17 protein-coding genes are annotated in these 13,336 nt (G+C 65.2%); 6 read left to right on the top strand and 11 right to left on the bottom strand.

Annotated elements, in window-relative coordinates:
* Window positions 1-30 precede the first annotated feature (30 nt).
* From I3J27_RS37195 to I3J27_RS37180, 4 genes are all read left to right on the top strand, one after another.
* Entirely contained in the window at window positions 31-543 is a 513-nt protein-coding gene (locus tag I3J27_RS37195) for a TIGR02281 family clan AA aspartic protease (RefSeq protein WP_270163771.1), read from the top strand.
* 59 nt (window positions 544-602) lie between these two features.
* Window positions 603-899 (top strand): nucleotidyltransferase family protein, encoded by a 297-nt coding sequence (locus tag I3J27_RS37190; RefSeq protein WP_270163770.1) that lies wholly within the window; start codon window positions 603-605, stop codon window positions 897-899.
* Window positions 889-1,230 carry a HepT-like ribonuclease domain-containing protein gene (locus I3J27_RS37185; RefSeq protein WP_270163769.1) on the top strand — a complete coding sequence of 114 codons (342 nt, stop codon included), beginning with the start codon at window positions 889-891 and terminating at the stop codon, window positions 1,228-1,230. The genes I3J27_RS37190 and I3J27_RS37185 overlap by 11 nt, the downstream gene beginning before the upstream one ends.
* 156 nt (window positions 1,231-1,386) lie before the next feature.
* Entirely contained in the window at window positions 1,387-2,886 is a 1,500-nt protein-coding gene (locus I3J27_RS37180; protein WP_270163768.1) for a phosphomannomutase/phosphoglucomutase, read from the top strand.
* Between the two features lie 14 nt (window positions 2,887-2,900).
* On the opposite strand, the gene I3J27_RS37175 is transcribed toward I3J27_RS37180, so the two are convergent.
* The 3 genes from I3J27_RS37175 to I3J27_RS37165 form a co-directional block, all read right to left on the bottom strand.
* Window positions 2,901-3,740: a sterol desaturase family protein gene (locus tag I3J27_RS37175; protein WP_270163767.1), complete on the bottom strand. Its 840-nt coding sequence runs from the start codon at window positions 3,738-3,740 to the stop codon at window positions 2,901-2,903.
* Between the two features lie 9 nt (window positions 3,741-3,749).
* Entirely contained in the window at window positions 3,750-4,073 is a 324-nt protein-coding gene (locus I3J27_RS37170) for a cysteine rich repeat-containing protein (RefSeq protein WP_270163766.1), read from the bottom strand.
* Between the two features lie 71 nt (window positions 4,074-4,144).
* Window positions 4,145-4,366, bottom strand: a complete 222-nt coding sequence (locus tag I3J27_RS37165) for a hypothetical protein (protein ID WP_270163765.1) — start codon at window positions 4,364-4,366, stop codon at window positions 4,145-4,147.
* A gap of 181 nt (window positions 4,367-4,547) precedes the next feature.
* Here I3J27_RS37165 and I3J27_RS37160 point away from each other — a divergent pair, with 181 nt between their 5' ends.
* Entirely contained in the window at window positions 4,548-5,270 is a 723-nt protein-coding gene (locus tag I3J27_RS37160) for a response regulator (protein WP_270163764.1), read from the top strand.
* Entirely contained in the window at window positions 5,270-6,610 is a 1,341-nt protein-coding gene (locus I3J27_RS37155; protein ID WP_270163763.1) for a sensor histidine kinase, read from the top strand. The genes I3J27_RS37160 and I3J27_RS37155 overlap by 1 nt, the downstream gene beginning before the upstream one ends.
* A gap of 64 nt (window positions 6,611-6,674) precedes the next feature.
* Here I3J27_RS37155 and I3J27_RS37150 read toward each other — a convergent pair whose 3' ends face one another.
* From I3J27_RS37150 to I3J27_RS37115, 8 genes are all read right to left on the bottom strand, one after another.
* A complete protein-coding gene (locus I3J27_RS37150; RefSeq protein WP_270163762.1) occupies window positions 6,675-7,184 on the bottom strand; it encodes an Lrp/AsnC family transcriptional regulator in 510 nt (169 codons plus the stop codon).
* A gap of 97 nt (window positions 7,185-7,281) precedes the next feature.
* A complete protein-coding gene (locus I3J27_RS37145) occupies window positions 7,282-8,205 on the bottom strand; it encodes a sugar kinase (RefSeq protein WP_270163761.1) in 924 nt (307 codons plus the stop codon).
* A gap of 6 nt (window positions 8,206-8,211) precedes the next feature.
* The gene (gene nudC, locus I3J27_RS37140; protein ID WP_270163760.1) at window positions 8,212-9,150 is read right to left on the bottom strand and encodes an NAD(+) diphosphatase; all 939 of its coding nucleotides are present in this window, start codon (window positions 9,148-9,150) and stop codon (window positions 8,212-8,214) included.
* Between the two features lie 11 nt (window positions 9,151-9,161).
* On the bottom strand, window positions 9,162-9,581 hold the full coding sequence (locus I3J27_RS37135) for an HIT family protein (RefSeq protein WP_212489400.1): 420 nt from the start codon (window positions 9,579-9,581) through the stop codon (window positions 9,162-9,164).
* A 299-nt stretch (window positions 9,582-9,880) separates the two neighbouring features.
* On the bottom strand, window positions 9,881-11,008 hold the full coding sequence (locus I3J27_RS37130; protein ID WP_270163758.1) for a muconate cycloisomerase family protein: 1,128 nt from the start codon (window positions 11,006-11,008) through the stop codon (window positions 9,881-9,883).
* Window positions 11,005-11,760 carry an SDR family NAD(P)-dependent oxidoreductase gene (locus I3J27_RS37125; protein WP_270163757.1) on the bottom strand — a complete coding sequence of 252 codons (756 nt, stop codon included), beginning with the start codon at window positions 11,758-11,760 and terminating at the stop codon, window positions 11,005-11,007. The genes I3J27_RS37130 and I3J27_RS37125 overlap by 4 nt, the downstream gene beginning before the upstream one ends.
* Window positions 11,760-12,554, bottom strand: a complete 795-nt coding sequence (locus I3J27_RS37120) for an amino acid ABC transporter ATP-binding protein (RefSeq protein ID WP_270163756.1) — start codon at window positions 12,552-12,554, stop codon at window positions 11,760-11,762. Before I3J27_RS37120 ends, I3J27_RS37125 begins: the two co-directional genes overlap by 1 nt.
* The gene (locus I3J27_RS37115) at window positions 12,551-13,213 is read right to left on the bottom strand and encodes an amino acid ABC transporter permease (protein WP_270163755.1); all 663 of its coding nucleotides are present in this window, start codon (window positions 13,211-13,213) and stop codon (window positions 12,551-12,553) included. The genes I3J27_RS37120 and I3J27_RS37115 overlap by 4 nt, the downstream gene beginning before the upstream one ends.
* Window positions 13,214-13,336 lie beyond the last annotated feature (123 nt).

Below are 13,336 nucleotides of genomic sequence, written 5' to 3'. Positions count from 1 at the left end.
AATCGAGCTTTCCGGCTCGGAAGTGGTGTGATGCGTAACATTATGATCCTCGCGGCCATCATGATCGGCCTCGGCACCTTCATGGCGCAGATGGCGGACAAGATGAGCTCTGCGTCCGCCACCTCGGTGCCGCGCACGACGGTCACGGTTGCGGCGACTGCGCCGGCCGGCGGCCGCACCCTCAGCATCCCCCGCGATGGTCGCGGCCATTTCCAGGCCGATGGCCGCATCGACGGCCAGCGCATCGGCTTCATGGTCGACACCGGCGCCTCCGTGGTGGCGCTCAACCAGACCTCGGCCGCGCGTTTCGGCCTGCGTCCCTCGCGCAGCGAGTACAACGCCACCGTCTCCACCGCCAACGGCACCATCAAGGCCGCGCGCACCCGCATCGCCATGCTCGATGTCGGCGGCCTCGTCGTGCGCGACGTCGATGCCATGGTGCTGCCCGACGAGGCGCTGTCGGAGAACCTGCTCGGCCTGTCCTTCCTGTCCCGCCTCAAGCGCTTCGAATACGCCAACGGCCAGATGGTGCTGGAGCAGTAAGTTCAGATCGCCGTGGGAGGGGCCTCCCATTGGGGCAAGCCGGGTGCTATATTCCGCCCATGAATACCCCCGAGGCGATTGCTATCCTGCAACGGTCCGAGCCGGCTCTACGCGAGCGGGGCGTTTTGCATGCCGCATTGTTCGGCTCGGTGGCGAGGGGCGAAAATCACTCCGGCAGCGACGTCGATATCATGGTTGAGATCGATCCGGATGCGCGGATCACGGTCTTCGACTACGTTGAGCTCAAGGAATACATTTCCAATCTTTTTGGTGAGCCGGTTGACGTCGTCAATCGCGACGGTCTGAAATCATACGTCGCTCCCGCCGCGACGGCTGATGCTGTCTATGCCTTCTGATCGCATCGACGGGACTTTGCGGGACATCTTGCATCACATCGATTTGGCGACCGAGTTCGCCGGAGGTCTCGATCGCGAGGGATTCGCGGCGGACCTGCGCGCGGTCTATGCAGTGACGCGATGTCTGGAGATTATTTCGGAAGCGTCTCGTCGCCTGCCAGAGGAATTGAAGGAGAGGCACCCAGCCATCGCATGGAGGCAGATGGCTGCGGCGGGCAATGTCTATCGCCACAACTATGAGGATGTTGCAGCCCGTCTTGTGTGGGAGACCGTTCAACAGGCACTGCCACCTCTTAGGGCGGCCATCGAAGACGAGATGGCACGTTCATAGCCGACCCGGCCAGACATGCAGGTCTCCCCCAGCGCACCATTTCCCGTTACCAAACTGCCGCAATTATAAGCCATAAGCTGCCATTCCCGCCTTCCGCTGCGGCCCGGCATTCGCTAAGCCTGCATCAATTCCCGCCTTTTTCACGAGACCGTCTCAATGTTTCCCAAGCCGAAACCCGTCTTGCTGCCCAACACCTACGCCTTCGAATCCGAACCGATGGTGAAGCCCACCGGTTTTCGCGAATACGACGCGCGGTGGCTGTTCCAGAAGGAAATCAACCTGATGGGGATCCAGGCGCTCGGCATGGGGCTGGGCGCGCTGATTGCCGAGCTCGGCGTCAAGCAGGAGATCGTCACCGGCCATGATTTTCGCGGCTATTCGGCCTCGATCAAATATGCGCTGATCTCCGGCCTGATGGCGGCGGGCTGCAAGGTGCACGACATCGGGCTTGCGGTGACGCCGATGGCCTATTTCGCGCAATTCGACCTCGACGTGCCCTGCTGCGCCATGGTCACGGCCTCCCACAACGACAATGGCTGGACCGGCGTCAAGATGGGCGCCAACCGTCCGCTGACCTTTGGTCCCGACGAGATGACGCGGCTGAAGGAGATCGTGCTGGGCGCCGATTTCAAGAACAAGGCCGGCGGCTCCTACCAGTTCCACGAGAACTATCCGGCGCGCTACATCGCCGATCTGACCAATCGTCCGAAGCTGACACGCAAGCTCAAGGTCGTCGCGGCCTGCGGCAACGGCACCGCAGGCGCGTTCGCGCCGCAGGTGCTGGAGGCGATCGGCTGCGAGGTGGTCCCGCTCGACACCGAGCTCGACCACACCTTCCCGAAATACAATCCGAACCCCGAAGACATGGAGATGCTGCACGCGATCCGCGATGCGGTGCTGCATCACAAGGCCGATGTCGGCCTCGGTTTCGACGGTGACGGCGACCGCTGCGGCGTCGTCGACAACACCGGCGAGGAGATTTTTGCCGACAAGGTCGGCGTGATGCTCGCGCGCGACATGTCGGCGATCCACAAGGACGCGCAGTTCATCGTCGACGTGAAATCGACCGGCCTGTTCGTCACCGATCCGGTGTTGCAGAAGCAGGGCGCCAAGGTCGCCTATTGGAAGACCGGCCATTCCTACATGAAGCGCCGCACCAACGAGACCGGTGCGCTCGCGGGCTTCGAGAAGTCCGGCCATTTCTTCTTCAACAAGCCGTATGGACGCGGCTATGACGACGGTCTCGTCTCGGCAATCGCAATCTGCGACATGCTCGACCGCGCGTCCGGCAAGTCGATGGCCGATTTGAAGAACGCGCTGCCGAAGACCTGGTCGTCGCCGACCATGTCACCGCATTGCGCCGACGAGACCAAATACGGCGTCATCGACCAGGTGGTGAAGCATTTCGAGGGCTTGCAGGCGAAGGGCGCGAAGATCGGGGGACAAGCGATCCGCGATCTCGTCACCGTCAACGGCGTGCGCGTCACAGTCGAGGACGGCAGCTGGGGCCTGGTGCGCGCCTCCTCCAACAAGCCCGAGCTCGTGGTCGTGGTCGAGAGCCCGGTCTCCGAGCAGCGCATGCACGACATGTTCGAGATGGTGAACAGCGTGCTGCGCATGCATCCCGAAGTCGGCGAGTACAACCAGAAGATCTGAGCGCTCCGGCGCGCTCAGCCTCCCGGCGGGCCGAACAGCGCGCGGAGCTTTGCGCCCGCGCCCTGCGCCTTCCGGGCATCGCTCAGCATCGCGAACCATTCGCCGAGCGCGATCCGGATCGGATTGAAGGACGCGATGCCGCCGATGAGACCGAAGCGGAGCGGCTGGTCTCCGGGACGTTCGGCAAAGGTGCCGAACAGGCGGTCGAACACGATCAGGATGCCGCCGTAATTCTTGTCGAGGCACGGCTGATTGCAGGCATGATGCACGCGATGGTGGCTCGGCGTGTTGAGCACCAGTTCCAGCACGCCGAGCTTCGGCGCGAAGTCGCTGTGGATGAAGAACTGGTAGAACAGGTTGATCCCCAGCATCGCCACGATCGCGAGGGGATGGAAGCCGAGCAGCGCCAGCGGCAGGAAGAACAGGAAATTTCCCGAGATGTTGCCGGTCCAGCCGAGCCGGATCGCCGCCGTCAAATTCAACCGCGTCGTCGAGTGATGCACCGCATGCGTCGCCCACATCCAGCGAACGCGATGCGAGGCGCGGTGCTGCCAGTAGTAGAGGAACTCGCTGCCGATGAACAATCCCGCGAGCGCGGGCGGGCTGGTCTGCGCGAAGTCGAGCAGGCGGTGCTCGTACAGGAAGGCGAAGGGCACGGAGAGGATTCCGGCCTCGACCGCGCGCAGCACGTTCTGTCCCAACGCGACGCCGAATGACGCGACGCTCTCGCGCCAGTCATGTGTCTCGCGATGCGCGAGCCGGCCGACGCCGTATTCGAGCAGCATCAGGCCGATCGCCGTTGCGAGGATCACGCGGCGGAGGCTCGGGTCGAGCAGCAGTGAAGCGTAGCCCACGGCATCCTCCTATTTCGGCGCGACGCCGGCGCTGACGGCGCCGTCTCTCAGCGCCTGCGCGCGGGGCAGCGTTTGTGCGCAGGATGCGGTGAGCTGGCCGGCATGGGTTTGCAGGCAGGCGAGGATGCGACCGCCCCCGGGCGTGACGTCACTGCACAGGCGGTCATAATCGGCGCGGCAGGCCTGCATGACGGCCCTCGCTTCGCTGCGCATTTGCGGCGTGATCTGCGTTTGCAGCTGGCTCTGGGCGAATGCGGATGTCGAGGCGGCGAGACCGAGCGCGACGATGATTGCGGTCTGCGGAAGCGGGAGGCGGCGAAAAGTCGATGACATGGTGCTCATCCTTTCTGATCTGGCGAAGCTGGCCGTCGCCGCGCGGGGCCGGCGCGGCGACGGCGGTGACGTCAGCGCGAGACCGTGCCGGTGCGGGTATAGGTGTTGCCGGCGGGACCGGTGCGGGTGACGTTGCGCGAGCAGCTTCCATTGGCGCAGCCGCCCGTCGCGGTGACGCTCGAGGTGCCGCGCGGTCCGGAGGCGGTCGCCGACCGCGTCCAGGCATTGGCGTCCACTGCTGCGGCAACCGAGAGCGCGCCGATGACGAGGGTGGAGAGAAAGAGTTTCTTCATGGTCGTCGTCTCCTTGAGGGCTTTCCGTAAGCGGAAGCCATGCGAGGAGACTGGAGCCGCGGCGTCGGCGCTGCATCGCCGGGAGGAAACGATTGTTATGAGTTTGTCGGACGCATGTAACACTATGTAACAACGGGGACGGCGCCCTTGCGTGGCGCGTGCCATTGCCCACAATGCAGCCATGAGCGCGCATTCGGCCACGATTCTCATGGTGGAGGACGATCCCGAGATCAGCCGCCTCGTCGCCGACTTCATGCGGCAGGAGGGGTTCGAGGTGGCGTGCGTCGCGGACGGCAAGGCGATGGACGCGATGCTTCAGCGTGTGCGGCCGGATCTCGTGATCCTCGACCTGATGTTGCCGGGCGAGGACGGCTTGTCGATCTGTCGCAGGCTGCGCGCCGACGATTCGATTCCCATTCTGATGCTCACCGCCAAGAGCGACGAGATCGATCGCGTGGTCGGCCTCGAGATGGGCGCCGACGACTATTTGGCAAAACCGTTCGGACCGCGCGAGTTGCTGGCGCGGGTCCGCGCCATCCTGCGGCGTGCCAGCGGACCGTCGCTCAAGCCCATGGTTCGCCGTTTTGCATTCGACCGGTTCGTGGTCGATCTCGACGCGCGGAGCGTCGAGACGCTCGACGCCGAGACCGAGGCGCTGCAGCTGACCAGCGCGGAGTTCGACCTGCTCGGCTGTTTCGTGCAGCGGCCGCGCCGCGTGCTCACCCGCGACCAGATCCTCGACTGGACCCGCGGCCGCTCGGCCGAGCCATTCGACCGCACTGTGGACATGCTGATCTCGCGGCTGCGCCGCAAGCTCGACGGCGCAAGCCCTGGCTCGAACCTCATCACGACGGTGCGCAACGGCGGCTATCTGTTCACCGCGACCGTCAAGCAGGTGTCGTGATGCTGCGGGTGACGCTCGCCGCGCGGCTGGCCCTGATCGGACTGGTCGGATTCATCGTGATCGTCACCGTCGTGGTGGCGATCTTCTACCGGACGACGGTTCAGGAGAACGAGCTGACGCGTCCTTCGCCGGCGCGCCTCGATGCGCTCGCGGCCCTGGTCGAGCGCACGGCCATCGATTCGCGAGCGGCCGTTCTCGATGCGGTGTCTTCGCCCCAGTTCAATGTGCGGATCGTGCCGTCCGGCGCCCCGGTCAGCGGCGAGACGCCGCCACAGCAGCAGCAATTGCGCGACACCTATGCGGCCGGTCTTTCGGGGCGCCCGGTCGAGATCGTGTCACCGCCCGATCATCGCATCAGCCGGGCGTTTCCGCGGATCGCGCGGCTGATGGCCAATGCGATCGAATTCCGGATCGGTCTGCGCGGCGGCGAGATGCTGATCATCGATGCCTATACCCGCCTGCCGGTCACCCCGCTCGGTCTTCCCGTCGGCTTCGGGGCCGGCCTGTTGGGATCGATCGTGGCGCTGCTCGCGTTGCTCGTCATGCAGCGCGAGACGAGGCCGCTGGCGAGGCTGGCCGCCGCGGTCGACCTGTCGGCCGATCCGCCGCCGCTGCCGGATGCAAGGCGCAGCGCGCCGGAAATCCAGGCCGTCATCGCCGCGTTCAATCGGTTGCAGGGGCGGCTTGCGGAGATGCTGCGCGCACGCATGACGCTGGTCGGCGGCATCGCCCACGATGTCAGGACCTTCGCGACGAGGTTGCGGCTGAGAGTCGAGCACATACCGGATGATGCCGAGCGGCGGCGGGCGGTTGCGGATATCGACGACATGATCCGGCTTCTCGACGACGCGCTGCTGTCGACGCGGGCGGGCGCCGGGGGGCTGTCGCAGGAAATGGTCGAGCTCGCCGCGCTGATCGCCGCCGAGGTGCACGACCGGCGCGTTCAGGGCGCACCGGTCGATCTGGTCACGGACGAGCGCATGCGGAATGCGGTCGTGCTCGGCGATCGGCTGGCGTTGCGGCGGATCTTTGCCAATATCGTCGACAACGCGCTCGCCTATGGTCATGCGGCGCATGTGCGGGCCGCTCTGAAGGACGGCGCGATCGTGGTCTCGGTCGACGATGAGGGGCCGGGCATTCCTGCCGATCAGCGGCAGACCGTGCTGGAGCCATTCCATCGGCTGGAGAAGTCGCGCAACCGCGCGACCGGCGGCGCTGGCCTCGGCCTCGCCGTGGTGCGCAGCCTGGTCGAGGCCCATGCTGGCACGATCGAGATTGGTGCGGCTCCGAACGGGGGCACGCGCGTCGAGGTCGCGCTGCCGGTGTTTCAACCGGCTTAGAGCGTTTTCGAGCGAGGTGGATACCGGTTCGCGTGAAGAAAACGCGTCAACCAAGACTCTGGCGTCAGGCCGCCACCACCGCCGGGATCGGCAGCGTGGTCACCGACTTGATCTTCTCCATCGCGAAGCGCGAGGTGACGTTCTTGAGCGGCACCGCGCTGATCAGCTTCTTGTAGAAGATGTCATAGGCCTGCATGTCCGCGACCACGACGCGCAGCATGTAATCGACGTCGCCGGCCATGCGATAAAACTCCATCACCTCCGGCATGGCGCTGACGGCCTCGGCGAATTTTTTCAGCCAGGCATCCGAATGATCGGCGCTCTCGACCGAGACGAACACGGAGATACCGAGCCCGATCTTGTTCTGGTCGACCAGGGCCACGCGCTTGATGATCACGCCGTCGGCCTCCAGGCGCTGGATGCGCTTCCAGCAGGGGGTCGAGGACAGCCCGACGCGGTCGCCGATTTCGGCGACGGACAGGGAGGCATCTTCCTGGAGCACCATCAGGATCTTGCGGTCGATGGCGTCGAGGCGGCGGCTGGTCTCGGGGATCTGGACGGCGAGGTCAGTCATTTGAAGAACTTTGTTCCAATACGATGGCTGCTTTCACTCATATATAGAAAAATCTTCTATCGCAAGCTCATAATCTTGGCGTCCCCGCAGAATGGCTCTAAAGCCCTTTCCGTAAAAGTTCTTCAACTTCAATGCGTTGGGGTGCGGCCGGGCCGCCTCCATGGCGGGTGCATTTCAGCGCTGCGGCAGCCGCGGCGAATCGCAGCGCCTCCCGCATCCCGCTACCCTCAACGAGCCGAAGCGTGAAGGCGCCATGGAAGACGTCGCCGGCGCCGAGCGTATCCACGGCCTCGACCGGGAAGGCCGGCGTCTCCTCGAGCCCGCCCGTCTCGTTCAGCCAGATCGTGCCGCGCGGGCCGCGGGTCGCGGCCAGGAAGGCGGGCGTCAGCCGCGAGAGGCGCATCAAGGCCTCGCCGTCATCGGCAATGCCGGCCGTCTCCTGCACCTGCTCGCTGGCGAACAGCAGATGCGAGGCGGCAGTGAGCAGGCCGTCCTGCAAGGACATCGCGCGATCGACGCCGCCGATGACGGGAATGCCGCGTCGACGTGCTTCGGTGCAGAGGTCAACGCAGAACGATGCGCAGCGGCTCTCGACGAGGACGGCCTGGCAATCGGCGAGCAGCGCATCAGCGTCCGCTAGCTTCACCGTCCACAGCGCAGGATCACGATAGATGGTCAATGTCCGTTCGCCCGTCGCATCGATGATGATCGCAGAGACGGGCGTGGTCACATCGGGCATGTGCACGATGTGCGAGGTGTCGATGCCCTCGACGGCCATCCGCTCCAGAATGAAACCGCTCGATGTCTCCCGCGTATCGCCCATTGGCCCTGCGAACGAGACGCGGCCGCCGAGCCGCGCCATCGCAATTGCGGCATTGAGGGCGTTGCCGCCGCAGATCTCGGCGAGATGCGTGGCGTTCGCTTTGCTGCCGCGCGCGGGCATGGCCTCGACCCGGAAGGTGAGGTCGCGCACGGGAATGCCGATGCAGAGGATGCGCGGCGCGGTCTCGGATGGCGCCATCGGCGGTCAGCCCTTGTCGTGCACCCAGCGGCCGAGCAAATGGTGGGCGATGGCGAAGGGATGCGGTCCAGCGAGCCCGTCCGGATGGGTCCGCGTCAGCATTTTGGCGGCCTCATCGCGTGTGAACCAGCGTGCGTCCTCGAGCTCCAAGTGGTCGACGACGACATCCTCGCTCACGGCCCGCGCGCTGCAGCCGATCATCAGCGATGACGGATAGGGCCAGGGCTGCGTCATGTAATACTGCACGTCGGTGCAGCTTATGCCGGATTCCTCAAGGATCTCGCGGCGGACCGCGTCCTCGATGGTCTCGGCCGCTTCGACGAAGCCGGCGAGACAGGAATACATGCCGGGTGGAAACTGCTTCTGGCGGCCGAGCAGGCATTTGTCGCCGGAGGCCACCAGCATGATCACGACCGGATCGGTACGCGGAAAGTGCTCGGCCTTGCAGCTCGGGCAGTCGCGCTTCCAGCCGCCTTCCTTCATCGCGCTGCGGGTGCCGCAATTGGCGCAATAGCCGTGGCGCTGATGCCAGCCCACCATCGACTTCGCCATCGCGATCGCCGATAGCTGGTCTGGCGGAATCGCGCCCTGCATCGCCATGCCGCGCAGCTCGGTGACGGTGTAATCCTCGCGGCCGACGAGCTTTTCGGCCGCCGCCTGCGACATTCCCATGCCGAACACCGCGGCGCCGTCGCGCAGGCCCAGGAAGACCGTGCCGGGATTGGCGCCGCATTTCAGCGCCTCGTCGATCGATAGCAGCGCGCGCGTCCTGTCGCCCTCGCGCTTCACCAGCAGCGAGTCGCGGTAGACGACATAGGCGCGCGACGACGGCTTCTGCTCCATCGCGAACAGTTTCTGGTCATCGCGGCGCAGATGCGCGGCGCGATCGAGCACGTTGGTGACGAAGGCCGGCTGTCCCAGCGGAAACGCGTCGAATGCTGACATGTCTTGTTCTTTCAACCCAACCAGATTTTTCGGCGAAGCGCGCTGATGAAATTCTGAACTTCAGTGGCGTCGTGCGCCAGCGGCGGCATCACGCCCCAGACCGGACGCGGCCAGGCCGCATCACCGGTGCGGCGCGCGATGATGTGGACGTGAAGCTGCGGCACGAGATTGCCGAGCGCGGCGACATTGAGCTTGTCGCATTTGGTGATCTCCTTCAGCGCGCGCGAGACGCGGGAGATCTCCGTCATCAGCTGCGCCTGCTGCACCTCGTCGAGATCGATGATCTCGACCGCGTCAGGGCGCCGCGGCACCAGCAGCAGCCAGGGATAATGCGCGTCCTTGATGACCAGCACCTTCGACAGCGGCAGATCGCCGATGTCGATGGTGTCCTCTTTCAGGCGGGAGTGCAGCGACCAGGCAGGATCAGACATATGCGTTTCCGGATGGCCCGGTGGGTCGGGCTTGTTGGGCACGACCATACGATAGGGAGTTAACGAGGGGAAGGATTGGGCTCCTCTGCAACTGCATACACGGTCGTCGTCCCGGACAAGCGTAGCAAAGCAGAGCGCCGATTCGGGACCCATAACCACAGGGAGGAGTGCTTCGCGAGCCGGCAACTCCGAGTCTTCGCCTAATGCAATCCTTTGGCTATGGGTCCCGGGTCTGCGCTGACGCTTGCCCGGGACGACAGTGAGTTTGTGGCAGCATCGGTGGCTAAGTGACGCGGAAACTACGCCTCCGCGATCACGCGCGCATTGGCGCGGACCGAGGCTTCGCTGACGCGGATGCCCAGGCCGGGACCGTCCGGCACGACAACGTGACCGGCACGATTGGCGACGCGCTCTTCCAGCACGTCCTCGGTCAGGACGTGATGCGGCATGTAGAACTCGCAGCCGAGCGAGATGCCCGGCGTTGCTGCGATCAATTGCGTGCCGGCGGCAAGGCCAATGCCGCCCTCCCACAGCGTGCCGCCATAGCCGGGCAGGCCGGCGATGTCGGCGATCGCCATGATCGCCTGCGCCTCGAACAGGCCGCCGGCCTTCATCAGCTTGATCGAGACGGCATCCGCTGCCTCGCGGCGTACCACCTCCATCATGTCGCGGCGGTCGAAGCAGCTTTCGTCGGCGAGCACAGGCGTTTCCAGCGCCGCGGTGAGCTGCGCCATCACGTCGAGAAATTTGCGCGGCACCGGCTGCTCGATGAAGGTCGGCGCGAACTCTTCGATATCGCGCAGGATTTTTATGGCGCCGAACGGCGCCAGCGCCTGGTTGTAGTCGACGCGCAGATCGACGGTGTCGCCGAATTCTTTCCGGATCGCCTCGAGATGATCGAGGTCCTCGCGATGCGGCTTGACGCCGGTCTTGACCTTGTAGATGACGTTGCCATCAGGAACCATTTTTCGCATGCGCTCGAGATCGGCGGCGAAATCGGGATCGGCGATCGAGAAGGAGAGGGGAATCGTGTCGCGCACGCGGCCGCCGAGCAGGTCGGCGACCGACAGCCCCGAGGATTTGCCGACGGTGTCGAGCAGCGCCATCTCGATCGCGACCTTGGCCTCGGCATGTCCGACCAGCGCGCGGTCGAGCTCCGCCATCAGCGCGCGGATGCGGCGCACCGGCTTGCCGAGCACGATGGGGCGCAGATAGATGTCGAGCGCGGAGAAGGCCGCTTCCGGCGTTCCGGTAAAGACTTCCCACGGCGCCGCTTCGCCCCAGCCGACCACGCCGTCGTTTGACGTCAGCTCGATCAGCACGCGCTTCACGGTGCCCTTGACGTTGCCGACGCCCTGGAGGCGCGCCATCTTGATCGGGCTTTCGATCAGGAACAGCCTGAGACGTTCGATGGTCGCTTCGCTCATGTCAGGCCTCCATTGACGTGCCAGACCTGGCCGGTGACGTAGGATGCTTTGGGAGACGCCAGGAAGGCGATGATCTCGGCCACTTCCTCCGGCCGCCCGCGGCGGCGCATCGGGATCAGCGCTTCCGTCGCGGCGATCTGTTCGGGCGACAGCCGGCTCTCGCTCGGCTTGTCTTTGAGGATGAGGCCGGGTGCAACTGCGTTGACATTGATGCCGTCCGTCGCGAGTTCGACCGCAGTGAGGCGCACCAGCGCTTCCAGCGCGGAGCGGCTCGCGGCGGTCGCGGCAAAGGGCGCGAATTCGGGCCGGATCGCGTGTGCGACGAACGACGACACCGCGACGATCCTTGCATCACGGCCGGCACGCAGCAGCGGCAGCGCGGCTTCGGTGAGGCGCGTAAAGGCCAGTGCGGACTCATCCATCGCGTGGCGGAATTGATCCGCCGGCGTGCCGATGGCGCTGCCGCGGCGGGCGTGGCCACCGACCAGGATCAATCCGTCGAGCCGGCTGAAAGCGCGTTGCGCAGCCGCGATGGCGTCGGTGACGGCTGCCTCCTCGGCGAGATCGCCGAGGCATTTTGCGACAACAGCGCCTTGAGCTTCAGCCTCCGCAGCCGTGGCGTCGAGACCTTCTGCGTTCGAACGCGTGTGCAGCAGCAGGGCAACGCCCGGCGCCGCGAGAAGTTTTGCGGTGGCGCGGCCGATGCCGCTGGCGGCACCGGTGATGAGATAGACGCGGTTGATATCGGGCATCACGGTGTTGCGTTGGCCGGCGGCAATGCGCCGGTGCGGTGGAAATGGCTGAGGAAGGCGCGCGTCGCAGCTTCCTGCGGATTGTCGATCACCTGACGCGCGGGACCTTCCTCGACGACGATTCCGTCGCGCATGAAGATGAGGCGGTCGGCGACCTCGCGGGCAAACGCGATCTCGTGGGTCACGATCACCATGGTCATGCCCTCCGATGCGAGTTGCTGGATCACGTTCAAGACCTCGCCGACAAGCTCGGGATCGAGCGCGGACGTGGCCTCGTCGAACAGCATCACATCCGGCTCCATCGCAAGCGCGCGTGCGATCGCGACGCGCTGCTTCTGGCCGCCGGAGAGCGTCGCCGGATATTGATCCGCCTTCTCGGCAAGGCCCACCTTGGCAAGCTGCGCCCGCGCGAGCCTTTCGGCCTCCGCCTTCGCCATGCGCCGCACCGTGACGGGTCCTTCCATCACGTTCTGGAGCGTCGTCATGTGCGGAAATAGATTAAAGTGCTGGAACACCATGCCGGTGGTGGCGCGGAAGCTTGCGAGTGTCTTCACATCGGGGAGTTTTGCGCCGTCACCGAACGCGAAGCGCGTCTCGCCGACGCGGACGCTGCCGCCGTCGGGCACGACCAGCAGGTTGATGCAGCGGAGCAGGGTGGACTTGCCCGAGCCGGACGGCCCCATCAGCGCGACCACGCCGCCCTTGGCGACGTCCAGATTGATGTTCTTCAGGACCTCGTTGCTGCCAAAGCTCTTGCGAAGGCTGCGGATCTCGATTTTGGACGTCTCGCTCATTCGCTGACCGCCAGTCGCTTCTCGCCGCGCCGGACGAGGATAGTCAGCGGAATCAGGATCGCTGCATAGGCGACCGCGACGGCGGTGTAGGTTTCCAGCGGCCGGTAGCTGTCATGGGCGGCGACCTGGCTCTGGTAGACGAGATCGGGCACCGCCAGCACCGAGACCAGCGAGGTGTTCTTGAACTGGATGATCGACTGGTTCATCAGCGCCGGAATCATGCGCTTGATCGCCTGCGGCAGCACGATGCGCCGCATGCTCTGGCCCGGCGTCATGCCGAGCGCGGCGCCGGCTTCGGACTGGCCCTTGTCGATCGAGATGATGCCGCCGCGAATGATCTCGGAATAGAACGAGCCACCATAGAGCGACAGCGCCAGCGCCGAGGCCGTGATCGGCGTCATCTCGACGCCGGCCAGGATCGGCAGCGCGTAGTAGAACCAGATCAGCTGCACCAGGATCGGCGTGCAGCGGAACGCCTCGATGAAAGTGAGGGCGACGAGGCGCACCGCCTTGAAGCGCGACAGGCTGCCGAACGCCCCGAACAGGCCGAACACGAGGCCAAGCACCACGATCACCACGGTGAAGCCGACCGTGACGCCGAGCCCGTTGAGAAAGAGCCAGCGATAGCTCCAGAGGATGCCGAAGTCCCACTGATACATGCGTGTTCTCTTGCTTCACCTCTCCCGCTTGCGGGAGAGGTCGCGTCGCATCGAAGATGCGGCACGGGTGAGGGCTCTTTCCTCTGGGGGGGTCTTGCCAGTGGAGACACCCTCACCCCAACC

Origin of the sequence: Bradyrhizobium xenonodulans, assembly GCF_027594865.1 — a bacterium.
Taxonomy (GTDB): Bacteria; Pseudomonadota; Alphaproteobacteria; order Rhizobiales; family Xanthobacteraceae; genus Bradyrhizobium; species Bradyrhizobium xenonodulans.
Note: the sequence above shows the minus strand (reverse complement) of the source record. Positions and strands in the feature narration are given on the sequence as shown.